Source organism: Pseudomonas sp. LS2P72 (assembly GCF_054897865.1).
Genome location: NZ_CM142708.1, coordinates 6,185,951 through 6,212,575, shown reverse-complemented (window position 1 = coordinate 6,212,575; position 26,625 = coordinate 6,185,951). Strand labels below are relative to the sequence as shown.

The 26,625-nt window shown below is 59.8% G+C and carries 25 protein-coding genes; 15 read left to right on the top strand and 10 right to left on the bottom strand.

Annotated elements, in window-relative coordinates; translation table 11 throughout:
• Positions 1–173: 173 nt before the first annotated feature.
• The gene (gcbA, locus tag ACYZUA_RS28525) at positions 174–1,844 is read right to left on the bottom strand and encodes a diguanylate cyclase GcbA (RefSeq protein WP_461961498.1); all 1,671 of its coding nucleotides are present in this window, start codon (positions 1,842–1,844) and stop codon (positions 174–176) included.
• 287 nt (positions 1,845–2,131) lie between these two features.
• Here gcbA and ACYZUA_RS28520 point away from each other — a divergent pair, with 287 nt between their 5' ends.
• From ACYZUA_RS28520 to ACYZUA_RS28495, 6 genes are all read left to right on the top strand, one after another.
• Positions 2,132–3,199: a DUF2333 family protein gene (locus ACYZUA_RS28520; protein ID WP_074873450.1), complete on the top strand. Its 1,068-nt coding sequence runs from the start codon at positions 2,132–2,134 to the stop codon at positions 3,197–3,199.
• 3 nt (positions 3,200–3,202) lie between these two features.
• On the top strand, positions 3,203–3,760 hold the full coding sequence (locus ACYZUA_RS28515) for an NUDIX hydrolase (protein WP_461961497.1): 558 nt from the start codon (positions 3,203–3,205) through the stop codon (positions 3,758–3,760).
• A 292-nt stretch (positions 3,761–4,052) separates the two neighbouring features.
• On the top strand, positions 4,053–4,424 hold the full coding sequence (locus ACYZUA_RS28510) for a translation initiation factor Sui1 (protein WP_007907444.1): 372 nt from the start codon (positions 4,053–4,055) through the stop codon (positions 4,422–4,424).
• Between the two features lie 218 nt (positions 4,425–4,642).
• Positions 4,643–6,556, top strand: coding sequence for an arginine decarboxylase (gene speA, locus ACYZUA_RS28505; RefSeq protein WP_461961496.1), 1,914 nt, complete (start codon positions 4,643–4,645; stop codon positions 6,554–6,556).
• Positions 6,557–6,789: 233 nt separating this feature from the next.
• The gene (locus ACYZUA_RS28500) at positions 6,790–8,118 is read left to right on the top strand and encodes a contractile injection system protein, VgrG/Pvc8 family (RefSeq protein WP_461961495.1); all 1,329 of its coding nucleotides are present in this window, start codon (positions 6,790–6,792) and stop codon (positions 8,116–8,118) included.
• Positions 8,115–8,897, top strand: a complete 783-nt coding sequence (locus ACYZUA_RS28495) for a DUF4123 domain-containing protein (RefSeq protein ID WP_461961494.1) — start codon at positions 8,115–8,117, stop codon at positions 8,895–8,897. The genes ACYZUA_RS28500 and ACYZUA_RS28495 overlap by 4 nt, the downstream gene beginning before the upstream one ends.
• A 39-nt stretch (positions 8,898–8,936) precedes the next feature.
• On the opposite strand, the gene ACYZUA_RS28490 is transcribed toward ACYZUA_RS28495, so the two are convergent.
• Both ACYZUA_RS28490 and ACYZUA_RS28485 read right to left on the bottom strand, forming a co-directional pair.
• Positions 8,937–10,286 (bottom strand): MATE family efflux transporter, encoded by a 1,350-nt coding sequence (locus ACYZUA_RS28490; RefSeq protein WP_461961493.1) that lies wholly within the window; start codon positions 10,284–10,286, stop codon positions 8,937–8,939.
• Positions 10,287–10,443: 157 nt separating this feature from the next.
• On the bottom strand, positions 10,444–10,737 hold the full coding sequence (locus tag ACYZUA_RS28485) for a hypothetical protein (protein WP_033059560.1): 294 nt from the start codon (positions 10,735–10,737) through the stop codon (positions 10,444–10,446).
• Positions 10,738–10,931: 194 nt separating this feature from the next.
• Here ACYZUA_RS28485 and ACYZUA_RS28480 point away from each other — a divergent pair, with 194 nt between their 5' ends.
• The 5 genes from ACYZUA_RS28480 to ACYZUA_RS28460 all read left to right on the top strand — a co-directional run bounded on the left by ACYZUA_RS28480 (position 10,932) and on the right by ACYZUA_RS28460 (position 15,400).
• Positions 10,932–11,234 (top strand): MazG-like family protein, encoded by a 303-nt coding sequence (locus ACYZUA_RS28480; protein WP_033059559.1) that lies wholly within the window; start codon positions 10,932–10,934, stop codon positions 11,232–11,234.
• Complete coding sequence (locus ACYZUA_RS28475; RefSeq protein ID WP_461961492.1) at positions 11,234–11,983, top strand: methyltransferase; 750 nt, start codon at positions 11,234–11,236, stop codon at positions 11,981–11,983. The genes ACYZUA_RS28480 and ACYZUA_RS28475 overlap by 1 nt, the downstream gene beginning before the upstream one ends.
• A gap of 12 nt (positions 11,984–11,995) precedes the next feature.
• Positions 11,996–12,610 (top strand): DUF4136 domain-containing protein, encoded by a 615-nt coding sequence (locus ACYZUA_RS28470; protein ID WP_461961491.1) that lies wholly within the window; start codon positions 11,996–11,998, stop codon positions 12,608–12,610.
• Between the two features lie 54 nt (positions 12,611–12,664).
• Positions 12,665–13,222: a DUF4136 domain-containing protein gene (locus tag ACYZUA_RS28465; protein ID WP_461961490.1), complete on the top strand. Its 558-nt coding sequence runs from the start codon at positions 12,665–12,667 to the stop codon at positions 13,220–13,222.
• 195 nt (positions 13,223–13,417) lie between these two features.
• Positions 13,418–15,400 carry a pilus assembly protein TadG-related protein gene (locus ACYZUA_RS28460; RefSeq protein ID WP_461961489.1) on the top strand — a complete coding sequence of 661 codons (1,983 nt, stop codon included), beginning with the start codon at positions 13,418–13,420 and terminating at the stop codon, positions 15,398–15,400.
• Here ACYZUA_RS28460 and ACYZUA_RS28455 read toward each other — a convergent pair.
• Together ACYZUA_RS28455 and ACYZUA_RS28450 are read right to left on the bottom strand one after the other, a co-directional pair.
• Positions 15,370–18,123, bottom strand: coding sequence for an ATP-binding protein (locus tag ACYZUA_RS28455; RefSeq protein WP_461961488.1), 2,754 nt, complete (start codon positions 18,121–18,123; stop codon positions 15,370–15,372). The genes ACYZUA_RS28460 and ACYZUA_RS28455 overlap by 31 nt on opposite strands.
• Positions 18,120–18,560 (bottom strand): TadE/TadG family type IV pilus assembly protein, encoded by a 441-nt coding sequence (locus ACYZUA_RS28450; protein WP_461961487.1) that lies wholly within the window; start codon positions 18,558–18,560, stop codon positions 18,120–18,122. The genes ACYZUA_RS28455 and ACYZUA_RS28450 overlap by 4 nt, the downstream gene beginning before the upstream one ends.
• A gap of 75 nt (positions 18,561–18,635) precedes the next feature.
• Between ACYZUA_RS28450 and ACYZUA_RS28445 the strand changes: the two genes are divergently transcribed.
• Together ACYZUA_RS28445 and ACYZUA_RS28440 are read left to right on the top strand one after the other, a co-directional pair.
• A complete protein-coding gene (locus tag ACYZUA_RS28445) occupies positions 18,636–19,106 on the top strand; it encodes a prepilin peptidase (RefSeq protein ID WP_074873476.1) in 471 nt (156 codons plus the stop codon).
• 110 nt (positions 19,107–19,216) lie between these two features.
• Positions 19,217–19,999: a response regulator gene (locus ACYZUA_RS28440; RefSeq protein ID WP_461961486.1), complete on the top strand. Its 783-nt coding sequence runs from the start codon at positions 19,217–19,219 to the stop codon at positions 19,997–19,999.
• Between the two features lie 32 nt (positions 20,000–20,031).
• Here the strand turns inward: ACYZUA_RS28440 and ACYZUA_RS28435 are convergent, their stop codons facing one another.
• The 5 genes from ACYZUA_RS28435 to cpaB all read right to left on the bottom strand — a co-directional run bounded on the left by ACYZUA_RS28435 (position 20,032) and on the right by cpaB (position 25,363).
• Positions 20,032–20,922: a type II secretion system F family protein gene (locus ACYZUA_RS28435; RefSeq protein WP_461961485.1), complete on the bottom strand. Its 891-nt coding sequence runs from the start codon at positions 20,920–20,922 to the stop codon at positions 20,032–20,034.
• A complete protein-coding gene (locus tag ACYZUA_RS28430; RefSeq protein ID WP_461964150.1) occupies positions 20,919–21,803 on the bottom strand; it encodes a type II secretion system F family protein in 885 nt (294 codons plus the stop codon). Before ACYZUA_RS28430 ends, ACYZUA_RS28435 begins: the two co-directional genes overlap by 4 nt.
• 10 nt (positions 21,804–21,813) lie before the next feature.
• Entirely contained in the window at positions 21,814–23,094 is a 1,281-nt protein-coding gene (locus tag ACYZUA_RS28425) for a CpaF family protein (RefSeq protein WP_461961484.1), read from the bottom strand.
• Entirely contained in the window at positions 23,091–24,287 is a 1,197-nt protein-coding gene (locus ACYZUA_RS28420) for an AAA family ATPase (RefSeq protein ID WP_461961483.1), read from the bottom strand. The genes ACYZUA_RS28425 and ACYZUA_RS28420 overlap by 4 nt, the downstream gene beginning before the upstream one ends.
• A 128-nt stretch (positions 24,288–24,415) precedes the next feature.
• Positions 24,416–25,363: a Flp pilus assembly protein CpaB gene (gene cpaB / locus ACYZUA_RS28415; protein ID WP_461961482.1), complete on the bottom strand. Its 948-nt coding sequence runs from the start codon at positions 25,361–25,363 to the stop codon at positions 24,416–24,418.
• A 324-nt stretch (positions 25,364–25,687) separates the two neighbouring features.
• Here cpaB and ACYZUA_RS28410 point away from each other — a divergent pair, with 324 nt between their 5' ends.
• Complete coding sequence (locus ACYZUA_RS28410; protein ID WP_283182816.1) at positions 25,688–25,885, top strand: Flp family type IVb pilin; 198 nt, start codon at positions 25,688–25,690, stop codon at positions 25,883–25,885.
• A gap of 84 nt (positions 25,886–25,969) precedes the next feature.
• Positions 25,970–26,392 (top strand): response regulator, encoded by a 423-nt coding sequence (locus ACYZUA_RS28405; protein ID WP_461961481.1) that lies wholly within the window; start codon positions 25,970–25,972, stop codon positions 26,390–26,392.
• Positions 26,393–26,625: the final 233 nt, after the last annotated feature.

Here is a 26,625-nt window from a genome sequence, read left to right as displayed (position 1 = left end):
GCTCCATCAACAGATAGGGGCGTTCCAGGGCCTTTTGCGACCACCAAAGCGTGGCGCCAAGGGCCACGCACACGGCGACTAAAAGGAGGGTATTGAGATTGGTCAGCAGCTTCAGGCGCATCGCGGGTCTACCAGCGGCAGAATGGTAAGCGCCTGAATTTATTGCGTTTGTATTACAGGGTTATGACCGAATGGGTCGATTCCGATGAAAAAGTGGCACTTTGCTTTGACGTCCGCGCAGCCTGCACGCGGTTGCGTCCGGCGTTCTTCGCCCGGTACAGCGCTTCGTCCGCCTGGCTAGCCATCATCAGGCTGTCGGAGTGTTCACACAGTTCCACCACCCCGGCGCTGAACGTGCACCAGAGGTCCTGCGGTTGAGCCGGGTAGTGAATCTCGGCAAAGCGTCGACGGATTTCATCGAGCACTTTGTGGGCCGATTCGAGATCGGTGTCCGGCATCACGATGGCGAACTCTTCACCGCCGTAACGGCCGATGAAGTCGGTCTTGCGCAAGCGTTGCTTGAGGAACAGCGCCAGGCTCTTGATCACTCGATCGCCCATGGGGTGGCCGTGGCTGTCGTTGACTCGTTTGAAGTGGTCGATGTCGAGCATCGCAAAGCTCAGCGGCTTGTTCTCGCGGCGGGCGCGGAAGCTGCAGTCTTCGAGCAATTGCAGAATGTGTGTGTGGTTGTACAGCCCGGTGAGGCTGTCGCGGACCATCCGCGCTTTCAGATTGCGTGCCCGCGCCGCGCGGTTGCGCACGGTGGTGATCAGGTGCCGGGGCTTGATCGGTTTGGTCAGGAAGTCGTCGCCGCCCTCGCTCATGGCGTCGAGCTGTTTGTCCAGATCGTCTTCGGCCGACAGGTAAATGATCGGTACGCTGACATAACGGTCGTTATGGCGGATCACTTTGGCCAGTTCAGTGCCGGTGCAGGCCGGCATGTACATGTCGAGGATAATCAGGTCTGGCTGGAAATCCGCGAGCTCGGCCATGGCCTGGATCGGCTCGATCAAAGTCCGCGTGACGATCCCGGCGCTATTGAGCAGGCGCTCGGTGTGCAGGGCCTGGGCGCGGGAATCGTCAATGATCAGCACTTTATAAGGTTCGTACTGGGCGACGCAGGTCAGGACTTCGATTTTCTCCAGCAGACTCGAGGCTTCGAGGGTGCCGGTCAGGAACTCCTGGCCACCGGCACGCACGGCGGCGAGACGGGTCGGGGTGTCGGTTTCGTGCAGGCTGAAGAACAACAGCGGCAATTGATGATCGAGGCCTTCCTGGGCTTCGGCAGCCAGTTTCAGGCCGATGCCGGCACCACTGAAATCCACGTCCATGACGATCGCCGCAGGCAAGCGCTCGATCATCGAAGAGCGGAACGCCGCAACGCTGTCGAGGGCTTGCGCACTGAGCCCGAAAAATTCCAGCTGCTTGGCCAGACGCTCGGCGCGGTCGTGATCCTGCAGCATCACGTAGATCGGCTTGCGCAGCGGCGGCAGAAAGGTCTGGTCCAACTGATCGCCATGGCGCAAGCCGGTGCGTGACAGGCGCTGCATCAAACGATTGAGGTCAGTGATCAGTCCGCTGCTCAAGCGTCCGCGATTGGCGTCGACGGCCTCCAGCGACTGACCGATGTGGCGCGCCAGTTGGCTGTGTTCGGGTTGTTCGAAGCGCTCGGCGAAACGCAGCAGGCGCAGGTTGGCCTCGCTCAGTTCCGATAAGTCGGTGGTGGACCACTCGCTGCGTTGCAGGCGCTGCCATATCTCAAGAATTTGACGTGCCTGATGAATTACCCGCTGGGCAAAGTGGTGCTTGAGGCGCTCACGGCTGGGGTCTTCTGGCTCGGTCATATCCTGACTACTAGTTAGGGTGCATGCTGAGATCGACTGGTGGCTCTATGCTAGCACCTCTTTTCGATTGCATGAGTGTCGTACGTCAATTAACTGCAAAGCGACCTTATTCAGTTCCTGACCGACTGGTCGCATAGGATCGAAGCTGTGCTTCATTTATAGTGGCCGTCGATCGTGGTCATTGTGCGGCTAGTGTTTGCGCAGGATTTAATACGCGGCAAACGAGGCACGATGAGATAGGGTTGTGGTCGAAACCGATGAACTCAAGTGATTGAAAGGATATCGCCATGCTGGACTGGAAGAACCGCGCGGGCAGCGCGCCTGAACGTGCCGCTGAACCGAAATCGGCCACCCGTAGTTACTTGGGTGGCCTGTTGTTCAGCCGGGCGCTGGCCACTCTGATTGGCCTGTATTTGCTGGTGGCTATTGCGTTGGGCTGGTACTGGAGCCAGGAACCTGCGCTGTTCCCGGTTCAGCAGAATGCCCAGATGGCCGCCGAGAAAGAAGGCAAGCAAATGGTCATCGGCTACACCACGGTCGAAACCCTGAAGACCGTCGCCGGTACTTTGCTGACCAAACCGGGTGGCTATATTTCCAACGACCGTTTCCCGCCGGGCCTGTGGATGGATAACACGCCGAGCTGGGAATATGGCGTGCTGGTCCAGGTCCGTGACTTGACGCGTGCCTTGCGTAAAGACTTCGCTCGTTCGCAGTCGCAATCTGCCGAAGACTCCGATCTGGCCAAGGCCGAGCCGCGTTTCAACTTCGACAACAAAAGCTGGGTGCTGCCATCCAGTGAGTCCGAGTATCAGGAAGGCATGAATTCCCTGAGCCGTTATCAGGCGCGCCTGTCCGATCCGTCGCAGAAAAACGCGCTGTTCTACGCCCGTGCCGACAACCTGAACAACTGGCTGGGCGATGTGGGTACTCGTCTGGGTTCGCTGTCGCAACGGCTGTCGGCCAGTGTTGGCCGGGTCAAACTCAACACGGCGCTGAAAACCGAAGTCGTCGCACCGGGCCAGGTGCCGCAGGTTGACGAAGAAATCGTCGAAACCCCGTGGATGCAGATCGACAACGTGTTCTACGAAGCTCGCGGTCAGGCGTGGGCCTTGTCCCATCTGCTGCGCGCCATCGAAGTCGACTTCGCCGATGTGCTGGCCAAGAAGAACGCCACGGTCAGCGTGCGTCAGATCATTCGTGAACTGGAAGCCTCGCAGGAACCGGTCTGGAGTCCTATGATCCTTAATGGCAGCGGCTTCGGGGTGCTGGCCAACCACTCGCTGGTCATGGCCAACTACATCTCCCGGGCCAATGCCGCAGTGATCGATTTGCGTCAATTGCTCAATCAGGGCTGAGTCATGGTCGATAGCGCCAGAGAGGTCGCGCACCGCGCGGCCTCGGATGCCGAACAGATCGCCTGGGTTGACGAGCAGGACAACCTGCTCGGCACCCTGGTCCGCTCCGACCTGCGTGAACGCGGGCTGATCGGGCGCGGCACTTACATCATGCTGTTCAATTCCGCCGGTGAACTCTGCGTGCATCGACGCACGCTGAGCAAAGCCATTTATCCAGGTTTCTGGGACGTGGCGGCAGGGGGCATGGTGCTGGCGACCGAAACCTACGCCGAATCGGCTGCCCGTGAGCTGGAAGAAGAGCTGGGCGTGAGCGGCGTGGAACTGACCGCCCATGATCACTTTTTTTTCGAAGATCCCGGTAATCGGCTCTGGTGTTCGGCGTTTTCGGCGGTGTGGGACGGCCCGTTGATCCTGCAGCCCGAAGAAGTCCTTGAAGCGCGCTTTATTCCCGTTGATCAAGTCCTGCTGGAAATCCAGCAAAAGCCTTATTGCCCGGACTCTCTGGCCGCGTTGAAGCGCTATCTTCGAGCCGGTGGGGCGGACGTCGCAAAAGAGGCATAAATTGGCGCCGATTGGCTCTTAGCAAGTCGGCTTTTTGCCGTTACACTGCGCGACCTTTTCAAACTGAACCGGCATTGCTTTTTGTAGGAGCAGAGCTTGCTCGCGAAGAACGCAAGGACGACGCGAACATTCAGACAGCTCGCGTTTTCGTTGACGTCCATCGCGAGCAAGCTCTGCTCCTGCAAGGTTGTACCGTTTCAGTAGCGCTGCCCCTGCCTGAGTGGGGCTTCGCGGTCGATGGCACTTGCCCAAGTTGCCGCGACCAGTCTTTGTCCTCCCAAGAGGATTGCCGGTGGCCAAAAAAGCCGCATCCTTCGCCGCCCTTGGTGGCCTGGTATTTTCCACCGACGCAGGTCGTCATTGCCCGGATTGCAGTCAACCGGTGGATGCCTGCATCTGCAAACAGACCGTTATCCCGGCCGGCGACGGCATCGCTCGCGTGCGTCGCGAAAGCAAGGGCCGTGGCGGCAAGACGGTGACCACCATCACCGGCGTGCCGTTGGCCGAAGACGCACTCAAGGACCTGGCGACCACGTTGAAGAAACGTTGCGGGACCGGTGGGGCGTTGAAAGACGGAATCATTGAAATCCAGGGCGATCATGTCGAGCTACTCTTGGCCGAACTGATCAAACACGGTTTCAAAGCGAAGAAGTCCGGCGGCTAGCAGCCTCTGTGAAAACCACCCTCGGCTTGATCCAGCCCTGATCCGATTCAGGTCTGGCGTCGTCTACATGGTTTTCACAGAGCCTGTTCTGACCGGTTTCTAAACTCACTGCGGTCAGCGAGGTCTATCCCCTCGTTGACGAACCGTCATTTTCATTCTTTAGACTGCGCCGGCCTGAACCCAGGCGACGCTCTATGACTTCTTTATAGGGGACTTCAATGTCCGTACGACGCACACGCAAAGACGATGGCAGCCAATGGACAGTTGCGGACAGCCGCAGTGTTTACGGGATTCGCCATTGGGGGGCCGGGTACTTCGCGATCAATGACGCCGGTCGCGTCGAAGTTCGTCCGAACGGTCCGACCAGTTCGCCTATCGACCTGTTCGAGCAAGTCGACCAGCTGCGTAAAAGCGGCCTGTCCTTGCCGTTGCTGGTGCGTTTCCCTGACATTCTGCAAGACCGCGTGCGTCAGCTGACCGGCGCGTTCGACGCCAACATCGAGCGCCTGGAATACCAGAGCAAGTACACCGCGCTGTACCCGATCAAGGTTAACCAGCAAGAAGCGGTGATCGAGAACATCATCGCCACCCAGGACGTGTCCATTGGTCTTGAAGCCGGCTCCAAGCCTGAGCTGCTGGCCGTGCTGGCCCTGGCGCCGAAGGGCGGCACCATCGTCTGCAACGGCTACAAGGATCGCGAATTCATTCGTCTGGCGCTGATGGGCCAGAAGCTCGGCCACAACGTGTTCATCGTGATCGAGAAAGAATCCGAAGTCGCGCTGGTGATCGAAGAAGCCGCCTCGCTCAAGGTCAAACCTCAGGTTGGCCTGCGCGTGCGTCTGTCGTCCCTGGCGTCGAGCAAGTGGGCCGACACCGGTGGCGAAAAATCCAAGTTCGGTCTGTCGGCGGCGCAACTGCTGTCGGTGGTCGAGCGTTTCCGCGCGGCGGGCCTGGATCAGGGCATTCGCCTGTTGCACTTCCACATGGGCTCGCAGATCGCCAACCTGGCGGACTACCAGCACGGCTTCAAGGAAGCGATTCGTTACTACGGCGAACTGCGCAACCTCGGCCTGCCGGTGGATCACATCGACGTCGGTGGCGGTTTGGGCGTGGACTACGACGGTACGCACTCGCGTAACGCCAGCTCGATCAACTACGACATGGACGATTACGCCGGTGTCGTGGTCGGGATGCTCAAGGAGTTCTGCGACGCGCAGAACCTGCCGCACCCGAACATCTTCTCCGAAAGCGGCCGTTCCCTGACCGCTCACCACGCGATGCTGGTGGTGCAAGTGACCGACGTCGAGAAGCACAACGACGACGTGCCGCAGATCGACAACAAGGAAGAACTGCCGGAAACCGTGCAGTGGCTGGTTGACCTGCTGGGCCCGACCGACATCGAGATGGTCACCGAAACCTACTGGCGCGCCACTCACTACATGAGCGACATCGCGACTCAGTACGCCGATGGCAAGCTGACCCTGGCCGAGAAAGCCCTGGCCGAGCAATGCTACTTCGCCGTGTGCCGTCGCCTGCACAACTCGTTGAAGGCGCGTCAGCGTTCGCACCGTCAGGTGCTCGACGAACTCAACGACAAGCTGGCCGACAAGTACATCTGCAACTTCTCGGTATTCCAGAGCCTGCCGGACACTTGGGCCATCGGCCAGGTGTTGCCGATCCTGCCGTTGCATCGTCTCGACGAAGAGCCGCTGCGCCGTGCGGTGCTGCAAGACCTGACCTGCGATTCCGACGGCAAGATCAAGCAATACGTCGACGAGCAAAGCATCGAAACCAGCCTGCCGGTTCACGGTTTGAACGAAGGTGAAGACTACTTGCTGGGTATCTTCCTGGTCGGCGCCTACCAGGAAATTCTCGGCGACATGCACAACCTGTTTGGTGACACCGACTCGGTGAACATCTACCAGAATGCAGACGGTAGCGTGTACCACGCGGGTATCGAAACCCACGACACCATCGAAGACATGCTGCGTTACGTGCATCTGTCGCCGGAAGAGTTGATGACTCACTACCGCGACAAATGCGCCAGTGCCCGGATCACCGCCGCCGAGCGCACCCAGTTCCTCGACGCACTGCGTCTGGGCCTGACCCGTTCGTCTTACCTGTCTTCTTGAGGTAAGGCACCGTTCTCATCAGGTTGTCTGAAAATGTTCCGCACGTAGCGGAAATTTCAGATGACCTGGTGGGATGCTTCCCTGATTTCAAGCGAAATGACTTACATTCCTGGCCATCCAAGCGATGTGGTCTTCTTTTCGCGTAGGTCATTTCCTAAGTTGTACTTCGGCACTCTACTCGGCCAACTCTCTCGGAGAGAATCCCCGGCCGCCCCTCCTGTAGAGAATCGCCAATGTTCGATCCAGTCAACGAGCCGTCATTTCGTCTGGATGTAGAGGGTCTGCCCGACCCCTTTGAGGTCTTGGCGTTTACCGGTACAGAAGCCATCAGCGAGCCTTTTGTGTTCGACGTGGATCTGCTGATCGATGACCCGACACTCGACCTTGCAAGCCTGCTGTACCGTCCGGCCTTTTTGCATGTCGGGCCTGCGGGAAACGGCTTTCACGGACAATTGCATGAACTCGTTCAGCGTGATCATGGCCCGGCAGTCAGACTCTGCCGCGTTCGTCTGCGGCCGAAGCTGGCGTGCCTTTCCCTGCGCTTCAGTCAGCGAATTTTCAGCGCGCGTTCGGTGCCGCAGATCCTCTCTCAGGTGCTCAAGGAGCACGGTATTGCCGGCAAGAATCGGCGCTTTGAGCTGAGTGGCGATTACCCGGCCCGTGAATTCTGTACGCAGTACCAGGAATCGGATCTGCAATTTATCCAGCGTCTATGTGCTCAGGAACAGCTTCACTACCATTTCGAACACGGCGAGCGCGGGCATTGCGTAGTTTTCGGTCAGGGGCAGGGGCATTTTCGCCTCGGCGAAAATGCGTTCTTCCAGGTCGAGAGTGAGCAATCGGCCGTGCGTCAGTTCAAGCTTTTGGGGTGTGCTGGGCAACGCACCGCGCAGATTGCCGAAGGTCGTACGGACCTGACAACGCTGCGAAGCGGTCAGCTGATGCCGCTGTCCGGCCATCCAATTGCCGACTGGAACCATCTCTGGCTGCTGACCCATGTGGAGCATCAGGGCAGCCAGGATTTAACGGTGCCCTACAGTAACCAGATCCGCGCGATTCACTGGCAGGTGCCTTTTGTAGCGCCTCATTGCGCAGTGCAACCCAGGATGCACAGCCTGCAACGGGCCTGGGTGGTCGACATTGATGAGTCGTGCCCCGATCCGTCCAGACCGGTTGCCGTGCAATTTGACTGGCTCTATCAGGGCGAGGGCGCGGCGCCCAGCCACTGTTGGCTGCCGTTGGCCGCTGAACTGGGCGACGCGGCAGTCACGCAGTTGAGTGAGGGGGCCGAGGTGGTGGTGAGCTTTATCGAGGGGGATCCGGATCAGCCGCTGATTACCGGGTTTCTTCACGTCCCTTCGTCCGTTGAAGAGGCTGAGGAGGTCGGCCCGCCACGCACATCCGCGACAGATGATGTCGAGGGCTTGCTGGCGCTTCTGCAATCGAGCGAACCATTGATGTTGCTATGTCTGCTGCCCGGTGGCGGCAGTTTCAACCATTGCACGCAAGCCCTCTGCACCTGCCGGGCGGCAATGCGGTTTGACCGGAGCGGTGCGGCATGATCGTCGCGACCCCGCAATGGCTATTGCTGGATGTTCCGGGTGCGCCACAGGCGGGGGCGATGCTGCAACAGCAGTTTGCGCATGCCCGGTGGTTCTGGTTGTTCGAAGGCACTGAGTGGCAGGCGTTGCGTGAACGCGGTCCGGCCCTGATCGACCTTCGGACATGCCCGGCGCTGGCTGGGTTGTGCCACGGGGAAGAGCCTCTCTGGCGTGGCTTGCTGATCGCCAGTGAAGCGTCGTCGTCGCAGTTGCTGGAGCATTTGCGTCGCATGCTCACGGTCACTGTCGGTGTGCATCACCGAGCCTTGTTGAGTTACTACAACCCACACACCGCCAGTTACTTGTTCGATGCCTGCGATGCGCAGGAGCTGAGTCGCTGGCTGGGTCCTATCAGCCATTTGCGCTGGTTCGGCGGGACATGGGCTGACCGCGCGATCGGCAGCCAGGGCTGGCAGCAGTTGGTCAATCCGGGGCTTGCCGTCAGCCCTTTGGCGGTTGAAGAAAACCTCAGTGCTCGTCAGCAGGAAAAACTGCAAACCTGCCTGCTGGAGCAACATGCCTGGCACTGGAGTCGGTCCACCGGGACTGACTACAACACGCTGTGGTCCCACGTGCAGGAAGGGTTGGCGCTGGAATTTACCGAGCGTGCGGTACTCGATGACTGGTTATGGCTACGCTTGCAGTATCCCGGCGCTTTGACTGGGCACGCATTGCCGGGACTCACCCAGCAGGAACGTCTTGATAGCCTGCGCAACCGGTGGCAGAACGATCAACCCTGAACACGGTGATCTGCCGCTGCGCTTCAAAGCAGCACCGACTCAGTGAGCTTTGCCTGCGAACCAGCCGTCGTTTTTGTGCAGATACCAGGCAAACGCGCCGAGGGTCAGGCTGCGCAGCAACATGAACAATAGAAAGGTGATCCACAGTCCATGGTTGCCCAAACCTTGCAGCGCCCAGGCAAACGGTAGCAACAAAACCACCGTCAGCAGCATGCCGTTGCGCATTTCCCGGGCACGGGTGGCGCCGATAAACAACCCGTCGAGCAGGTAACTCCCGACCGCGATCAGCGGTAGCGCGGCGAGGTAGGGCAGGTAAATGAACGCCGTGTCGCGCACGCTCTGAATGTTGGTCTGCATCTCGATAAACAGATGCCCGGCGAACAGAAACAGTACGGCAAAACCCAGGCTCGCCAGCAACGACCAACCGCAGGCGACCACCAATGAGCGGCGCAGGGCCTCTCGATCACGAGCACCAATGGCATGCCCACAAAGGGCTTCCACGGCGTGGGCCAGGCCGTCCAGCGCATGGGCGGTCAGCAGCAAACCGTTGAGCAGCAGTGCGTTGGCGGCGACGGTCGCATCACCCAGTCGTGCGCCTTGCACGGTGATCAGGAAAAACACCGATTGCAGCGCCAGGCTGCGGATGAAAATGTCGCGGTTGACCGCCAATAGCGGTCGCCAGCTCTGCCACAGCGCCAGCGCTGCCCAGGCGATGTGGCCGGGATAAGCGCGCAGGGCCTTGCGGGTCATCAGCAGGCCGATCAGCGCGCCGGTCCATTCGGCGATCACCGACGCTCGGGCCGAACCGACCACGCCCCATTCCAGCCCGAGAACGAACCACAGGTTCAGCGCGATGTTCACCAGGTTGGTGCTCAGCAGAATGGCCAGCGGCGCCCGGGCGTTCTGAGTGCCGAGGAACCAGCCGACCAGCGCATAACTGGCCAGCGCCGCCGGCAGACCGAACAGGCGCGTGTGGAAAAATTCGCGGGTCAGCTGATCCAGCTCCGCCGACGGCTGCATGAAGTGAAGCGCGACCCCGCTCAACGGCACACCCAGTGTTCCCAGGACAATGGCCAGGCCCATGGCCAACAACAAGCCCTGCAGCAAGATCTGCCGCAAGGCCGCGCCGTCCCCACGCCCGGCAGCCTGTGCGGCGAACCCGGTAGTGCCCATGCGCAGAAAACCCATGGCCCAGGCGAGAAAGGTATACAGGCTGGCCCCGACCGCGACCGCGCCCAACTGATGGGCGTGGGGCAAGTGACCGATGACAGTACTGTCGACCAGCGCCACCAGCGGAACGGAAATGTTCGAGAGAATCATCGGCGCGGCGAGCGCCCACACTCGACGATGGGTAGGGCGGTCGCGCCAGTCGGCGATCAGGTTGGGCATGCAGGCTCCTTGGGGGAGCGGGCATTGTAGCGGTAGATGTCGATCAGAGAACCCATGTGGGAGCGAGCCTGCTCGCGAAGACGGCAGCACATCTGACAATGATGTGACTGACAAACCGCTTTCGCGAGCAGGCTCGCTCCCACAGGGGGCAGTGGTGTCAGTGGATTATCCAGCTCAACAACCACAACCCCAGCAGCAACCAGATAATCCCCATGATGATCGACGCATTCATGAACGCCCGAATCGCCGACCACAACAGCATCAATCCCAAAATCAGCGCAATGATGCTGATGATCGACGCGTCCATGCCCAGCGCACGGGAAAGCCCTTCGACAAAGTTGCTGCCGGCGTGGCTCAACAGATTGAACAAGCCGCTGAGGCCGTCAACGATGAAGCGAATTACCGAACCGAGTGCCTGGCCGAGCCATTCGAAAAAACTTTCTACCTGCATGTTGTAAGCGTCCTTGATGAAAGTGGTGGCGTGGTTGCCGGACTTGAGCCTTGGGCTATCGAGCAGGGTGCCGAGTTCCCAAGGAGCTGCCGCAGGCTGCGATCTTTTGATTATGGTGTAAAGATCCGCGTCACACCGCGACGCTTGCCTTCCCCCGTCATCCCCCCGAAGCTATACGCCTTCAGGAGAGCCCGATGAACCTTGTTGAACTGACCGAACGCCTGCACGCCATCCGTGACCGCAATGACTGGCGGCAATTTCACAGCCCGAAAAACCTGGCCATGGCCGCGAGCGTGGAAATGTCCGAGCTGGTGGAGATTTTCCAGTGGCTGACCGAAGACCAGTCGCGCCAGTTGCCGACGGACAAGCTCGCCCATGCCGGGCAGGAAATCGGCGACATCGTGCTCTATCTACTGTTGCTGTGCAGCGAGTTGGGGTTGGACATGAATGAAGTGGTGCGCAGCAAACTCGCGGACAGCGAACGGAGGTTCAGCTGATGAGCGACCGTCATTTCGATCAACTGGCAACCCGCTTCGCCGAAAAAATCTACGGCGGTGCCAAAGGCGCGATCCGTCTGGCGGTGCTTCAGGCCGACCTGGCCGACACCCTGCCGGACCGACCTTTGCGCGTACTGGATATCGGCGCTGGTCTGGGCCACATGTCGTTGTGGCTGGCCCAGCGTGGTCATGAGGTCACGCTGGCCGAGCCCGCCGAGCCCATGCTCGAAGGCGCACGCCAGCGCTTTGCCGACGCCGGGCAAACAGCGACGTTCATTCAGGCGCCGTGGCAGGATCTGCTCGGCCAACTCACCGAACCCTACGACCTGGTGCTGTGCCACGCGGTGCTGGAATGGCTGGCCGAACCTCACGCGATCCTGCCGGTGCTGCATCAATTGACCAAGCCAGATGGCTGGTTGTCCCTGGCCTTCTACAACCGCGATGCGTTGATCTATCGCAACCTGCTCAAAGGCCACTTCCGCAAGATGCGCAAGAACGACATGGCCGGCGAAAAGCAAAGCCTCACTCCGCAGCAGCCGCTTGATCCACGCGAACTGGCGGCGCAACTTGAGGGAATGTGGCAGGTCGAAACCCAGAGTGGGGTGCGGGTTTTTCACGACTACATGCCGGTGGAATTCCACGCCCGCGTCGAACTGGCGGATTTGCTGGAAATGGAACTGGCCCACCGTCGTCACCCAAGCTTTGCCGGGCTTGGGCGCTACTTGCACTGGATCTGTCGGCCGGTCTGATCGGAGCGCGAAATGAACAGTCGTTCGGGGTTATTGGTGATCTGTCTCGGGTTGGCGGCCTGTCAGGGCAGCAACCCTTATGTGGCGTCATCCAATCCCTTGCCACCCGCGCCGCCCCAGGCGGCCAACACTTTTGACCGCAGCGCCTACCCGGCCGCGCCGCGCGACTACGGGCGTTACCGCAGCTGGGCCTGGCTCAACGGGCAACTGCCGCCGGGCAGCGCCTGGGCGGATTCGGCGCAGGTCGCCGAAGCCGTCAGCAATGCGCTCGATCAACGTGGCTTGCGCCCGCTGCACGATAACCGCCCGGCCGACCTGTTTGTCAGCGCCGACCTGCACCTGGAAACCCGCCTGCGTCAGGTTCGGGACGACTATGGTTATTACGGCGGCGGCTATGGCGGCTACAACCGCTACGGCAGCAGTTACGGCATGTACAACACCGTGCCGATCGTGCGGACTTATCAGGAACAGGTCGTGGTAGTGCGGGTTGAATTGTTTGACGCTCAGAGCGGTCAACCGGTATGGAGTGCCAGCGCCGAAACCAGCAGTCGCGGCAGCCAGAGCGAGCGCGCCGATGCGATACGGGAGGCTGTAGAAAAGGCGATGTCGGCGTATCCTCCTAATTAGCTTCTGTAGGTAAGAAGCATTGCGCAGGTTCATGTCTTCAACCGGAGAAATATCATGTTCCGCCGTCTCGCTTTACTGGCTGTGGCCGTGCTGCTCACTGCCTGCGCCGGCAGCCAGGTCAATCATGACTTCGATGCCAGCCGCGACTTCGCCGCCTATCGCAGTTGGAACTGGAAAGAACCCGCCCTGCAATATCGGCCCGATGATCCACGGATCAAGAGCGACCTGACTGAGCAACGCATCCGCCAATCGGTGAGCGATCAACTGGATCAGCGTGGCCTGCGCCCGGTTGCGGGTGGTCAAAAGGGCGATTTGAGCGTGCAGACCTATCTGATCGTCGAACAGCGCCAGCAACAAGTGACCACCAACTACGGCGGCGCTTGGGGCAATCCATGGAACGGCTACTGGGGCGGGCCGATGTACAACGAAACCCGTAACGTCAGCTACAAAGTGGCGATCATCCAGATCGACCTGCTCGACGGCAAGGACGGCAAACTGGTGTGGCGCGGCAGTGACGAGCAGATACTCAGCCGCACAACGAACCCGTCGGATCGCAGCACGGCGATACGCGAAACGGTCGGGCGAATTCTCGCCAATTACCCACCGCGCTAAACACCACCCAACCCTGTAGGAGCACGGCTTGCCGGCGATGGCGTCCTTGAGATCGCCAACGCCGGCAAGCCGTGCTCCTACAGGGTTTTTTGTTGTCTTGGCTGGCATGTTGCCAGCAGTCCAGCCAAGTCTTGACTACACTGCTGTTCACCCAAGGAGGTAGCCCTCAGCTGTGCACCGGCAAAGGAGTGTGCGATGTCTCCCCGTTTGCAGTTTCGCAGCCCGTCCCGGCAACGGGGGGCGATCGGTTTGATGGCGGCGCTGACATTGGGCATGGCCCTGATGTTCTTGCTGGTCGTGGTCGACAGCGGTCGTTTGTACCTGAAAAAACGTGACCTGCAGCGCGTAGCGGACATGGCCGCACTTGAAGCGTCCACCCGAGGGGGTGATTGCGCCGCTGGCAACACTGCCACCGTTTATGCCACCGCCAGCGCAAACCGTAACGGCTTCACCCTTCCTGACCCCACTCACACTCTGCTGGTCGCTTGCGGCGCCTTGACCCTGGATGCCAATAACCTTCGGGTATTTGGCGCCGACCCGAGCAAGAGCGAAGCCATTCGGGTGATCGCCAGCCATTCGGTCCCGCAGAGTGTCGCCGGCGGTGTTGGCGCCCTGTTCGGTGGGGCTCCTCGTGGGGCAACCATCAATCTGACGGCCAGCGCTGTCGCCGCATTACCGCCACCGCAGGCTTCGCTGACCATCCGAAGTACGACGCTGAGCGTCGACACCAGCAAATCGGCCACGCTCAACGCGCTGTTCGGTGGTTTGCTCGGGGGCAACCTGAACATCAGCGTTGCGGGCTGGAACGGACTGGTGAACACCAACATCAGCCTGCTCGGCTACCTCAATCGATTGAAGGTCGACCTTAACCTCAGCGCGGCCGGGTATGACCAGGTATTGGGCAATACGATTGCCGTCAGCCAACTGATCCAGACCGCCGTCAATGTGCTGGACCCCGGCGGCACACTCGGCGCGACCGCAACCATTGTGAGTCTTCAAGCGCTGAAGGTCGCGGCAGGCTCAACCACCGTCGTACTCGGCAACGTGCTGCACGTCGAGGCTGGCAGCACCGTGACGGCGCTGGGGACCAACCTGAAAGTGTTCGACCTGATGGAAGCGGTCGTGCAACTGGCCAACAAAAAAAACGGCCTGGTGGCGACCCTGCCAATCAACCTTGCGGGGCTGGCGCAAATCACCGCTCGGGTGCAGATACTGGAGCCGCCACAGCTCTCGGCCATCGGCAATCCGAAAAATGCCGCGCTGGCGCCTTTGGGGCCCAACCGGATCTATGTGAAAACCGCTCAGGTGCGTACATTGCTGTCGCTCGACTTGCCGGTGCTCAATTCCATCGTGGCGCTGATCAATGCGGCGGCTGATCTGGCAGGCCCGTTGACCAACACACTCAACGCCTTGCTCAATCTCAATCTGGTGGGAGTGCTCAATTCACTGACCTGTGCCTTGCTCGTGCCCTGTCAGACTCCTGACATCATCGTGCTACCGCCACCAATACGTATCGACGTGGCGCTGGACGTTGCCAGCGCCAACAGCTATGTCACTGCCTACAGTTGCGTCAGTACCACCAACAAAACCCTGACCACCAACACCAGCACTTCGCTGGTAAACCTGAAGATCGGCAAGATCGATCCAGCCACCGCTTTCGGCAGCAACACCACGCCACCGGCGGTAGTGGTGCAGCCGTTGAAGGTGATCGATATCGGGGTGAAAACCTGTATGAGGATTCTGTTCCTGCCCATCTCCTGCGACCCACGGATTCCGGGCGTCGGCGGCGGCATCAGTATCATGGCCGACACCACCGTGGCACAGAGCGCCAACATGCCGCACGTCTATTCCGCACCGCCGGCCACCAGCCTGCCGGAGATCAACCAGCCACCGTTCTACTATTCCTATTCCACCAGCAATATCGTCAGCAGCCTTACCGACACGGCGACCAATATCAAGGTCGACATGTACGGCCCGACGGGCAGTCTGGTCGGTGGTCTGGGGGCGATCCTAAACACGGTCACAACATTGTTGGTCAACACGATCAACAGCGTGCTCAGCCCGTTACTCGACACCTTGATCAACACACTATTGCTTAGCCTGGGGATCGACCTGAACAAGGTCGATGTCGGCGCCAACCTCAGTTGTCACTCAGGACGAGCCACGCTGGTGATCTGATCGTCGGTGGCAATCGGCAGCTCGATACAAAACCGTGCGCCCTCGACCGAGTTTCTGACGCTCAGTTTTCCGCCCATGTTCTCAACGATGCCGTAACTCACCGACAACCCGAGCCCGGTGCCGACACCCACGGGTTTGGTGGTGAAGAACGGCTCGAAAATCCGCTCCAGCAACCGCGGATCGATACCGCCGCCGTTGTCCTCGACCCACAGTCGCACCGAATACTCATCACGTTCGGCGTACACCGAGATCCACGGTTTGAACTCACGGTCGGCCTCGCGTTTGCCGAGCAACGCATCCCGCGCGTTGACCATCAGATTGATCAACACCTGTTCGAGCTGATCGACGTAACCGCGCACTTGCACTTCAAACCCGGTCTCGTTGACCCGCAGATCGACCCCTTTGCCGCGCATCCCTTCGGCCAGCAGCGACAGCGTGCCTTCGATAGCTTGTGCCGGGTTAAACGGATGTTGCTCTATCTCCGAGCGGCGGCCAAACACCCGCATGTGATCCACCACCCGCGCGGCGCGCTGGACCTGTGCATCGATGCGGTTGAGCTTGTCGGTCAGGTAGTCGATCTGCGCATCGCCGTTGCTCAGACGCTTGAGCACGTTGACGATGGCCATGCGCATCACATTCAACGGCTGATTGATTTCGTGGGCCAGCCCTGTGGCCATTTCACCGAGAGTAGCCATTTTTGCACTTTGGGTGAGCTGCTGCTGGGCGCGGCGGACCTCGGTGTTGTCGCGACCCACGGCCTGAATCTCCAGCAAATGGCCGTGCTCATCGAACACCCCGCGATCCGACCACACCCACCAGGCATGTTCCCGCCCCGGCAGTTGCAAGTTGATTTCCGCGGTGCTGACCGGGAATTCCGGGCTGAGTCGGCTGAGCCGCTGGAGAAACGCTTCGCGCTGTTCCTGCGACATCCAGCTGCCCAGATTCACCCCGGGCAGTTGCTCGGGCTGGCATTCCAGGTAAGTCGCCAGCGGGCGGTTGCCGAAGGTCAGGGTCAGGTCGGGGCGGTAGCGGCAGATCATCGCCGGAGAGTCTTCCACCAGGATCCTGTAGCGTTCTTCACTCTGTTTCACCTGTTCGGCGGCCAGGGTTGCTTCGGTGACGTCCAGCCACAGGCCGACGGCTTCCACCGGCAAGCCAAGGTCGTCGCGCAGTAGCTTGGCTTCATCGAGTAGCCAGTGGTATTCGCCGCGACTGTCGCGCAGCCGATAGCGGGCGCGCACCGAACCTTCACGCAGCAAATGTCGGGTACGTTCGAAGTACCGATCGCGGTCCTCCGGGTGCACCCTTTCAACCAAGGTCCCCGTCGCGCAATCAGCCAGTGTCCAGCCGAGCAGCGGCAGTAGGCTGTCACTGAAAAACGTCGGTTGCAGCGCACCTTCTACATAACGTTGCACGTAGATCACCGCCGGTGAGCTGGCGATCAGATTGTCCAGTCGGGCATGGGCCGCCGCGGCGTTTTGCTCCTGGTTTTTGATGTCGCTGATGTCGAGCATGAAGCCCACCAACCGCCGGTTTTTACCGATCCCCAGGACCTGGCCTTGCAGGCGATACCAGTTCGGCGTTTGTGCCAGACGCACGCACAGCAGCAGCGGGGTGCCGTCGTCTTGCAAGGCTTGCAGACGACTGCTCAGCTCTTCACGGTCGGCGGGGTGCACCCGATCAAGCCAGTCGTGCAGCGGCAAACGATCGATCGCAAGGTCCAGATTACTGGCCAGCGACGGCGCCAATTGCACCTCGCGACTGTCGCTGAACACCTCCCACCATCCGGTGCCGAGCAAGGCTTGCAGCGACTCCAGCCGTTCCAGTTGCAGCTGGTGCCGGTGCTCGCGCAAGCGTTCAAGCAACGGGCCTGCCAGCGCGGCGGTCAGTTGTAACCAATCGCGATCAATCAGGTCGGGTGCCTGTTGCTGCACCGGATAAAGGCCACACAGCAACCAGGCGACCACACCCTGAGCATCGTGATAGGGCACCGCGAACCCTTCGGCATTACCGAAGATGCCTTGCAAACGGGGATGTTCAGCGGGCGTCAGGCATTGCGGCGCAGAGCCGTTCAGGCTGTCGAGCACCTTGCCCAGGCGCTGAGCGTTTTGCCACAGGTGGGGCGCATCGAAGGCCGTGTAATGCTGGTGAATCTGCCAGCCTTCTTCCTGTTCATCGATTAACGCCACCGCAATGCATGGCATGTGGAAACGTTGGGCCAGGCCTTGCAGCTGTTCCGCCAACACCTCGGGCAGGCGCGTCAGGTTGCACCGGCGCAACTGTTCGCCGATCTGAGCTGCGAGTAATTGGCATTGCTCGCGGCTGCGTGATTGCCGGTGTTCGAGCAACAAGTCGCCGATGTCCAGCAACTGCAACAGCCAGGCATCAGCCAATGGCTGGACCCAGCCTCGCAGGTGCAGGGGTTGTCCGTTGAGGCGGTAAAAGTCCAGGTCCAGAGACTGTCCCTGCCAGTCAACGGGCGAGCCTTCAACGGCGAGGCAGCTGTGAGGCATGAGGAAATCGAGCAGGTGCGGTGCTTGCGCAGCGGGCGTCTGCTGGGCCAGCACATGCCGCAGTGGGCCGGTCAGGTGAATCACTCGACCTTCGGCATCCAGATGCATCTGTAAACCGACGCTTTGCACGCTCCGGGTGTCTGGCGTGTCCACTGGCTGAGGCGGATGGCGGTTAAGCAGGCGCCCGAAGAGTTTGTCTGCGGAACTCAAAATTGCAGGCTCGAACTGGCGGTGAGGTTTACCGGCAGATTGGGCACTTGGCCAATACCCGGCAAGGTCAGAAACGGGATGACCTGCTGCAGTTTGCTGGTGGGGTAGCTGATGCTGACTTTCAACACCCCGCCCACATAGGTGGCGCTGGCGTCGGTGGCGACATTGAAATTCAGTGCGGCAGGAATCCAGGCCAACTGTCGGCTCAATTCTGTCGTGGCAATGGTTTTTACCGCGGTGTCGTACCCAGGGGTGCTCGGATCCAGCGCCACGCTTCGGCGCACCGCTTCGGCGGTCGACTGGGTGAACGATTGCATCAGCAACAGCGGCAAGCTGTAAGTGACGATTCCATAAAACACGGCGAAAAAGATGAGAAACACCAAAGCGAACTCAATCGCTACAGCGCCTTTTTGCTTGCGGGGGAGGCCTATTTTCATGACTGCGTCTACCCTGATATTCACGACGTGATATCAGCATAGAATCATTCAGCCAAAACGGACGTTTTTTACCGGATGCAGAGCTTTGTATTACTGATCTGGCTGACGCTATGCGCAGCACAGGATGCTCGAGAACGACACATCGCCAATGGCCTGACCCTTGGCGCCGCGGTGTTGGCGCTGGCGTATCTCCTGTGGACGGGCACTACCTGGCTGGGGGCCGAGGCGGTGCAGGGCGGCTGGGCTTTTTTGCTGGCGCTGGCTTTTACCTTGCCCGGTTATGCGCTGAGACGCTTGGGCGCAGGCGATGTGAAACTGATGACCGGCCTGGGCCTGGCGACGGACGGCATGCACCTGCTCGGGGTGTTCATCGGTGCCGGATTGGCCAGCGTGCTGTGGCTGCTGCTGGCGCCAAGAGTCTGGCTTCATATGGGCCAAGGGCTTAGAAATCATCTTCGATATCTGGAGCCTGGAATGTCAAAGAAACAGCCCTTTGCCCCCTTCGTATTGGTGGGCCTGTTACTCACACTCGCCTGGTTTCACTAGTCGCCCGTTCTATGTACAGAGTCGGAAAGTACGTCTACTTTCAACTCAGTAGTTGTACAGCCTCTGGCTGGTAGAGGAATGGTCAACATTGACCTTGCAGGGAGTTGCATGTGAACAAGCTTTCTTCGGCAGTAAAAATCCTTGTGGTCGACGACCAGCCGTTGATTGCCGCTCAACTCTGTGAGTTTCTTGAAGGCAGCGGTTACCGTTGTGTTTCTTGCGAAACTGGCCAACAGGCCGTCGAGCGTTTCAATGAAGACGATGCGATCGGCCTGGTGCTTTGCGATTTGCACATGCCCGGTCTGGACGGGATCCAACTGGTTCAGGAGCTGCAACGGCTATCCGGCAAGCACCGTGTGTTTGAAGCGATCATGCTCACTGGGCGCGCGGACAAGCAGGATGTGATCAAGGCTTTGCGGGCCGGGTTTGCCGATTACTACCAAAAGCCGATCATTCCGGGTGAGTTGCTCGAAGGGATTGCGCGTCAGGCAGTGGTTTTGCAGGAACGACAGAAGAGTCTGCAGCTAGGGCATCTGGATCAGAAGCTGCAGTATCTTGCCGAGTCGATCGATGATCTGTATCAGGATCTGGATAAGGTTCGGCGTGGGCCGCGGTTATCGGTTTCCACTGATGAGGAAGCCATCGCTATGGATCGGGTTGAGATTCCGGCGGGCTTCAGTCAGCTGTCGCCAAGGCAGTTGGAGGTGGCGCGGTTGGTGGGGAAAGGACAGACGAATTATCAGATTGCCTGTGAGTTGGGGATTACCGAGAACACGGTGAAGCTGTATGTGTCGCAGGTTTTGCGGTTGACGCATATGCATAATCGGACGCAGTTGGCGCTGGCTTTGTTACCCCGTCATTCTGGATCGCGTCAGGGGGTGACTGCGCATTAGGTTTTTGTTGGTGTGCTTTCATAACGATCCCTCTAAGAACCAAAGGCATGAGACAGGGCGGTGAAGCCCGGGCCGGCCAGTACGATCAATAACGCCGGGAAGAGAAACAGCATCATCACGATGGACATTTTGGCGGACATCTTGGAGATGTATTCCTGCAAGCGTGTCAGGCGCCGGTCATCGAGCAATTGCTTGAGGGTCTGCAGGGATTTCATCGCACCACCCCCCTGATGGATCAACTGCTCAAGGATGACGCAAGTGTCGGTAAACTCGTCGACGGCCAGCAATCGGGTGGCTTTGTTCAGTTCTTCGCCCAGTTCCAGGCCGGAATCGACCCGGGCCAATACCAGACGCAATTCATGGGTCAGGGCCGGCAATAATTGTTTACCTTCATTGCTCAACACGCGCAACGACTGCTCCACCGCCATGCCCGATTCGAACAGGATGCGCAGCAGCGGAATGAAGGTGGAAATCTCGCTCGCCAGTTGTTTTTGCCGACGCTGCGCGGCAGCGGCCAGCAACCTTTTGGGCAATAGATAGCCGATGCAGGTGGCGAACACCGGGGCCATCCAGTGGTTGTCTGCATGAGGGAAGAACACGCCCTGGATCAGCAAGGTCAGGGCCAGTGCCAGCACCGGAACGCCTACCTGGAACGCCGCGAACAGTGAACGTCGTCGGGCGCTGCGCCAGCCGAGGCGGTTAAGTAATGCCTGGGTTTCGTTATCCAGGTTGACCGAGCGCTGACCGATCCGGCTGCTGCCCAGCAGCTGTAGCCACTGATTTACCCGGTTGTCGCTCGTCAGTTTTCCATCGAGTCGTTGCGCCACCTGGCGAGCCCGTCGACGCTGTTCCAGCAAACCGCTGAGCAGCAACAACGTTGCCCCCAGAAACAGCAATGCGCAGATCAGCAATGGCACTTTCATACGCTGCGCAACATGTGCCAGAGCGCCAGGCTGCCAACCACCTGCAAGCCGAACGCGGATGCAAGCATGATTTGCCCCGAATCGTCGTGCCACATGGCGAGCAAGTATTGAGGGTTGGTCGCGAGGAAATAGCCGGCCAGGCCAATCGGCAAACAGCCCAGGACCCACGCGGTCACTCGGGTTTCACCGGTCATGGCCCTGAGCTGGCGCGCAGCCTGCTCGCGCTCCCGGATCATCTTGATCAGGTTTTCCAGCAATTCGCTGGCATTACCGCCATAGCGGTGATTGACCTTCAAGCCGAGTGCGAACAGGCGAAGTTCGTCTTTCTCATACAGCTCGGCGAGGTCAGCCGCGGCATCCGGCAGACTGACCCCCAGCTGTACGTTGCGCTGAACCCGCCCCATGGCGTTTTTCAACGGGTCTTCAGCGACGTCGATGGCGCCCAGCACCGCATCGGCCAGGGTGCGCCCGGACTTCAGACTGCGCACGGTGTGATCAAGCATTTGTGGCAGTTGTTCGATCATGCGCTGGAGTCGGCGCTGATAACGCCAAGTGACATACAGGCGCAGCATCAGCGGCGGTAGCAGTAACAGAACCAGCAAGCCGACCCAGCCAGCGCTAGCAAATCCGAGCAAGATGCCAAAGGCCCAGAGCAGCAGCCATAGCCCCAGACGCTCGGTGGGACGCCCAAGGCCGGCTCGCAGAAAGGTCCGATCCAGACTGACCCAGGAGGTTTTCGCCAGCACCGGATGCGGTTGCCCCTGGGTCAGGCGTCCGAGTACCCGTTCGGTGCCGGTCTGGCGTAAGCCGCGATAAAACAGGCGGATCGACAGTCCGAGCAAGACCAGGCAAACGAGGATGAGCAGCACCGGTTTGAGCATGCCGTGGCCTTCAGTACGCTGAGGGAGAGAGCGCCAACTCACGGCGCAGTTTGTCGCCGGCGGGGTTGACCGCCTCGCGCATGAATCCGAAACCGTTGCGTCGGTCGAGCCGGAACAACGTGTTGGTGACATACACGTCATCACGCAAGCCGATCACCTCCACCACTTCGCTGACGCAGCGGCGGCCGTCGGGCATGCGCGTCAGCTGGATCACGACGTCCAGTGCGGCGCAGATCATTTGCCGCAAGGTACGTTCGGCGATGGTACGGCCCGTCAGCCCCACCAATGTCTCCAGGCGCAACAGCGCATCCTGGGCGTTGTTGGCGTGCACGGTGCTCATGGAACCGTCGTGGCCGGTGTTCATTGCGGTGAGTACGTCCACCACTTCGACGCCACGAATCTCGCCGAGGATGATTCGGTCCGGGCGCATCCGCAGGGCGTTGCGAATCAGGTCACTGGCCTTCACTTCGCCGTGGCCTTCGGCATTCGGCGGTCGGGTTTCCAGGCGCACCACGTGAGGGTGGCCCAGTTGCAGTTCGGCGACGTCTTCGATGGTGACGATTCGCTCGTGAGGGTTGATCAACTGGCTGAGAATGTTCAGCAGCGTGGTCTTGCCGGTGCCGGTGCCGCCGCTGATCAGGATGTTGCAGCGCTTGCTCACGGCCTCCTGAATAAAGTCGAAGATCGCCTGATCGATGGTTTGCATTGCCATCAGGTCCGAGCTTTTGAGCATGTCCTTGCGAAATTTACGTATCGACAGGCAGGGGCCATCAAGCGCAATCGGTGGAATGATCGCGTTGACCCGGCTACCGTCGGGCAGTCGTGCGTCGACCATTGGCGACGACTCATCGAGCCGTCGGCCGAGGGGCGCGAGGATCCGTTGCATGACCCGTTCGACGTGATGCGCATCGATGAAACGCAGGTCGCTTTGATGCAGTACGCCGTCGCGCTCAATGAACACCCGGTGCGGGCCGTTGACCAGGATCTCCGTCACCGCCGGGTCCCGCAACAGCACTTCCAAGGGGCCGAAACCCGTGAGTTCGTCGACGATTTCTTCGGCCAGACGCTCCATTTCATATCGGGAAATCGCCAGGTGCAGCCGGGCGATGTACTCGGCAACCTTGTCGATGACGAACTGCGAGAGCACCTGCCGTGAACCCTCCAGCAGGTTTGTGCCGGACTCCTCGATGGCGTCGATGATGTAGCGGTGCAGCACCAGTTTCAGACCTTCGTGGTCGGTGTTGCCAGTGGTGGTGCGCACAGGGGCACCGAAGAGTTTTTCACCGCTCATTGCGCACCCCTCAACCGGTTGAACCAGCCAGACTTGGGCTTGGCAATGCCCTCGGAGCGCTTGGCCAACCGCTCGCCGAGCGCGCGCAGGCTTTGAGTCAGGCCTTCGCGAGGGGCCAGATCAAACAGCGTCAAACCTTGGTTCTTGGCGTTAAGCCGAACTTCCGGGCTGTAGACCAAGGTCGCGATAATCTCCATGCCGAAGCTTTTGCTCAGGGTGTCGGAGTCCGGTGCGACGTTGCCCAGGTAGCGGTCCACCAGCAGCTTGGCGTGATCGAGCTTCATGCCTTTTTCACGCCACAGGTTGAGTACCGCCAGGTTGCGACGGCAGTCGAGTACGTTCTGATCGGTGTACCACAGCAACTTGTCGCAATGGGTGACGAAGGTGCGTAGCGCTTCGCTGTCCGGCTGACCCGTCAGGTTCACCACGATGTGCTGGAAGTGTTGGCGCAGGGCGCTGAGCAGCATGTACAACTCGGCGGTGCTGGTGTGTTCCAGCGGCTCATCGTGATGGGCGTAGGCGAGGATCCGCAACCCGGCGGCGCAGGTGGTGAACGCGCTGTCGATCAGCGTCGCGTCGAGGCGCCGCAAGTGCCGGAGTGCATCGCCGAAGTGGAACGAACTCTCCAGCCCGAGCAAGGCCAGGCTGTCACCGCGCGGCAGGCCCAGGTCCAGCAACAGCGTTTGCTGTCCGCTCTTTTGCACCACTTGCGCCATGTGCATGGCGAGCAGCGCGCCGTCGGCGTTGATTTGCACACCGTAGAGCACCGTCAGTCCACCCAGCTGGGTGTTCGGGGCCACGGGTGGCAGGCGTTTGCTCAGCCGTCGCACCAACCCCGCGACTTCACTGGAGCGCGATCCATAGGCCACGAAATCCCGTGCGCCGGCGCGCATGGCATTGAGCACGAGTTGGTTGTCCATGCCATCGCCCAACGCGACGATCGCCAGCATCGGTTTGGCTTCCAGGGCACCTTCGATCAATGCGCTTTGGGCCACCACGTGTTCGCGGTCCAGACCAATGAACACCAGGCTGGCGAAGGTCACGTCCACCAGCGCGAGCAATTCGTCGAGGCTGCCACCGCCGGCGCTGACCACCTGGCCCAACGGGGCGAGGGCGCCTTGCAGCCACTCGAGGTCGGTGCTGTTGCGAGTGATTGCGAGGAAGGTCTGGCTCAGGTTCTGGCTCTGGCTCATTGCGATAATCCGCTACGTTTATCGAAGTTGCAGTTTTCGAGGAAGTTCAGGTGATACCGGTTCGGGTCATAGTTACGCTTGAAACAGGGCATGGAACGACTGCGCATTTTGAGGCGTCCTTGCTCGGCTCAGGGGGTTTGTTGGGTGACTTCGTTGCCGCGGATGACTTCCACGCTCGACTTGCGCGGTGCTGTGTTGCTGTGGGTGACGACAGGTTTGGGTGGGGGCGTCATGGCCAGTTGGTTGAACTGGATCAACTCGCGTTTGGCACTGGCAAGGTTGGCCGATGAATCGCTTTCGCCGGCCCAGTAACGAGCCAGACGTTTTTCATCGGCGCTGCGCACGGCCAGACGCAACACGCCGGCCTGGGCCGCCAACATCAGGCGACTCAACAGTTGTTCGGGGACGGCAAGCAAGACGCTGCGGGCGCTGGCGCGCAATTGTTCCTGCCTGAGCTTTTCTTCGTTGCTGCGGACCGGGCTTGCGGGTTGACCGTCGTTGGTCAACCCCATCTGTTCACCCACCCCGAGCACCCGCAAGGCCGGTACCACCAGTTGCGCCGACGGCTGAAGGTTGTTGTTGTCCATGCGCAGAAACAGCAGCACATCGACATAGTCCCCCGGTGTCAGTTGCCCACCGGCATTGATCACTTCATCCACCGCGACAGCGAGGGCGCGTTCATCGGGACGAATCATCCGCGCCAGTCTGCCGCCGGCTTCAAAGCTTTCATCATTGAGCCAGGTACCGGCGCTGAGGGCGCGCCAGGGCGTTCGGCCAATGGCTTGATCGAGGCGGCTCAGGCTGCCGGCCGGGACGGTACGGAGTTGTTCCAGGGTCACGTCGGCGGCGCTGATCGGCACGAACGGTGGCACATCATGCAGCAGCACCACCACCGGATGGCGGGTGGGGTCGTCCACGGGGGGCGGTGTCTGGGCGATAGGCGCAGGCGTGACGATCCCGGGTTGCACGACAGGCTCGGGAGCGGGTTGGCGGCTTAGCGTGAGGCCCCAGTAACCGGCAATAATGGCGCCCACCAGAAACAAACCGGCCAGGCCCAGAGTGATACGACTGTTCATGACGGCTCTCCCTTTCCTGCTGCTTGAGACCTCGTCGCATCCAACGAGACAACTTCGCAATCAGGCAGCTATGAACATGGAACTATTTCGCTATTTGACGGTAGCTCAGCTAGAGCAAAAAGCCATTAAGGGCCTGAAAATAACTAACTAAAGTAAGTCGCCAGGGCGAAAACGTGACTTTTTTGGCGTCAACGAAGCGACTAATACTTTAGTGATAATTCGTTCTTACAGTTGTGGGTATGGGGAATGCCGACAATGCTGATGCTGGCAAAGGGGAACCATGTTGCGACCGTGCAACACCCGTCGTTGTCCAGGAGTACCGCCATGTCCTTCACGAAAATTGCTCAGAAGATCAAATCCGAAATCGCTTTTTACAAAGGCCTGGCCAAAGATACCGAAGGTGCTTCGGGTATCGAATACGCCATTATTGCGGGCATGGTGGCAGTCGCTTTAGCGGCGTTTGTGACGCCGATCTCCACGGCTGTTACCGCCATGTTTACCACTATCCGAGACGCGCTTTGACCTGCCTGCTATCAATGGTCAGCTACTTGCCAATCCCGCCAAGGGCTTCTAACGTCAGCGCTTAGTCCATTGCAGGTGTTGCCCATGAACGCTCCCTCGTTTCCACGCCAACAGCTACTTCTGGTCGATGATGAGGAGGATGCGTTGCTGGAGTTGGCGGAATTGCTGGAGGGCGAGGGCTTCAATTGCTTTACCGCCACCTCGGTCAAACTCGCGCTGCAACATCTGACGCGCCACCCTGATATTGCGTTGGTAATCACTGATCTGCGGATGCCGGAGGAGAGTGGCATGTCGTTGATCAAGCGGTTGCGCGAGCATACGTCCCGCCAGCATTTGCCGGTGATTGTGACGTCGGGGCATGCGGACATGGAGGATGTCAGTGACATGTTGCGGTTGCAGGTGCTCGACCTGTTTCGCAAGCCGATTTATCACGTGCGGTTGTTGGAGACGTTGAATAATTTGTTTCCGCAGCCTCAGGTTGGGTTGGCAAACTATCCACCGCACTGAGTCTCGAAGCCAACGGCTCTGCGTACTGTTTAAAATTGACGCCATCTATATGACATTTCGGTAGTGTCTAAATGATGGCTCATGTACATTCCCCGCGCCCGATTTCAGCAGCTCGCTGACGGGCCGGTAGGGATGCCTGGATGAATGCGCGTTTCCCGACCGAATGTGAATTCAGACGTTTGGAAGGGAATCTCAATTGAACACCTATTGCTTGCGCCGTTCATTGTTGGCGC

Coding starts and splice junctions, on each gene's coding strand:
- ACYZUA_RS28470 (WP_461961491.1), top strand. CDS start 11,996: ATGAACAGTCGTTCGGGGTTATTGGTGATCTGTCTCGGGTTGGCGGCC.
- gcbA (WP_461961498.1), bottom strand. CDS start 1,844: ATGACCGAGCCAGAAGACCCCAGCCGTGAGCGCCTCAAGCACCACTTT.
- ACYZUA_RS28420 (WP_461961483.1), bottom strand. CDS start 24,287: ATGAGCCAGAGCCAGAACCTGAGCCAGACCTTCCTCGCAATCACTCGC.
- ACYZUA_RS28520 (WP_074873450.1), top strand. CDS start 2,132: ATGCTGGACTGGAAGAACCGCGCGGGCAGCGCGCCTGAACGTGCCGCT.
- ACYZUA_RS28430 (WP_461964150.1), bottom strand. CDS start 21,803: ATGCTCAAACCGGTGCTGCTCATCCTCGTTTGCCTGGTCTTGCTCGGA.
- ACYZUA_RS28490 (WP_461961493.1), bottom strand. CDS start 10,286: ATGCCCAACCTGATCGCCGACTGGCGCGACCGCCCTACCCATCGTCGA.
- ACYZUA_RS28445 (WP_074873476.1), top strand. CDS start 18,636: ATGCAGAGCTTTGTATTACTGATCTGGCTGACGCTATGCGCAGCACAG.
- ACYZUA_RS28450 (WP_461961487.1), bottom strand. CDS start 18,560: ATGAAAATAGGCCTCCCCCGCAAGCAAAAAGGCGCTGTAGCGATTGAG.
- ACYZUA_RS28500 (WP_461961495.1), top strand. CDS start 6,790: ATGTTCGATCCAGTCAACGAGCCGTCATTTCGTCTGGATGTAGAGGGT.
- cpaB (WP_461961482.1), bottom strand. CDS start 25,363: ATGAACAGTCGTATCACTCTGGGCCTGGCCGGTTTGTTTCTGGTGGGC.
- ACYZUA_RS28410 (WP_283182816.1), top strand. CDS start 25,688: ATGTCCTTCACGAAAATTGCTCAGAAGATCAAATCCGAAATCGCTTTT.
- ACYZUA_RS28515 (WP_461961497.1), top strand. CDS start 3,203: ATGGTCGATAGCGCCAGAGAGGTCGCGCACCGCGCGGCCTCGGATGCC.
- ACYZUA_RS28480 (WP_033059559.1), top strand. CDS start 10,932: ATGAACCTTGTTGAACTGACCGAACGCCTGCACGCCATCCGTGACCGC.
- ACYZUA_RS28485 (WP_033059560.1), bottom strand. CDS start 10,737: ATGCAGGTAGAAAGTTTTTTCGAATGGCTCGGCCAGGCACTCGGTTCG.
- ACYZUA_RS28465 (WP_461961490.1), top strand. CDS start 12,665: ATGTTCCGCCGTCTCGCTTTACTGGCTGTGGCCGTGCTGCTCACTGCC.
- speA (WP_461961496.1), top strand. CDS start 4,643: ATGTCCGTACGACGCACACGCAAAGACGATGGCAGCCAATGGACAGTT.
- ACYZUA_RS28405 (WP_461961481.1), top strand. CDS start 25,970: ATGAACGCTCCCTCGTTTCCACGCCAACAGCTACTTCTGGTCGATGAT.
- ACYZUA_RS28475 (WP_461961492.1), top strand. CDS start 11,234: ATGAGCGACCGTCATTTCGATCAACTGGCAACCCGCTTCGCCGAAAAA.
- ACYZUA_RS28435 (WP_461961485.1), bottom strand. CDS start 20,922: ATGAAAGTGCCATTGCTGATCTGCGCATTGCTGTTTCTGGGGGCAACG.
- ACYZUA_RS28425 (WP_461961484.1), bottom strand. CDS start 23,094: ATGAGCGGTGAAAAACTCTTCGGTGCCCCTGTGCGCACCACCACTGGC.
- ACYZUA_RS28460 (WP_461961489.1), top strand. CDS start 13,418: ATGTCTCCCCGTTTGCAGTTTCGCAGCCCGTCCCGGCAACGGGGGGCG.
- ACYZUA_RS28495 (WP_461961494.1), top strand. CDS start 8,115: ATGATCGTCGCGACCCCGCAATGGCTATTGCTGGATGTTCCGGGTGCG.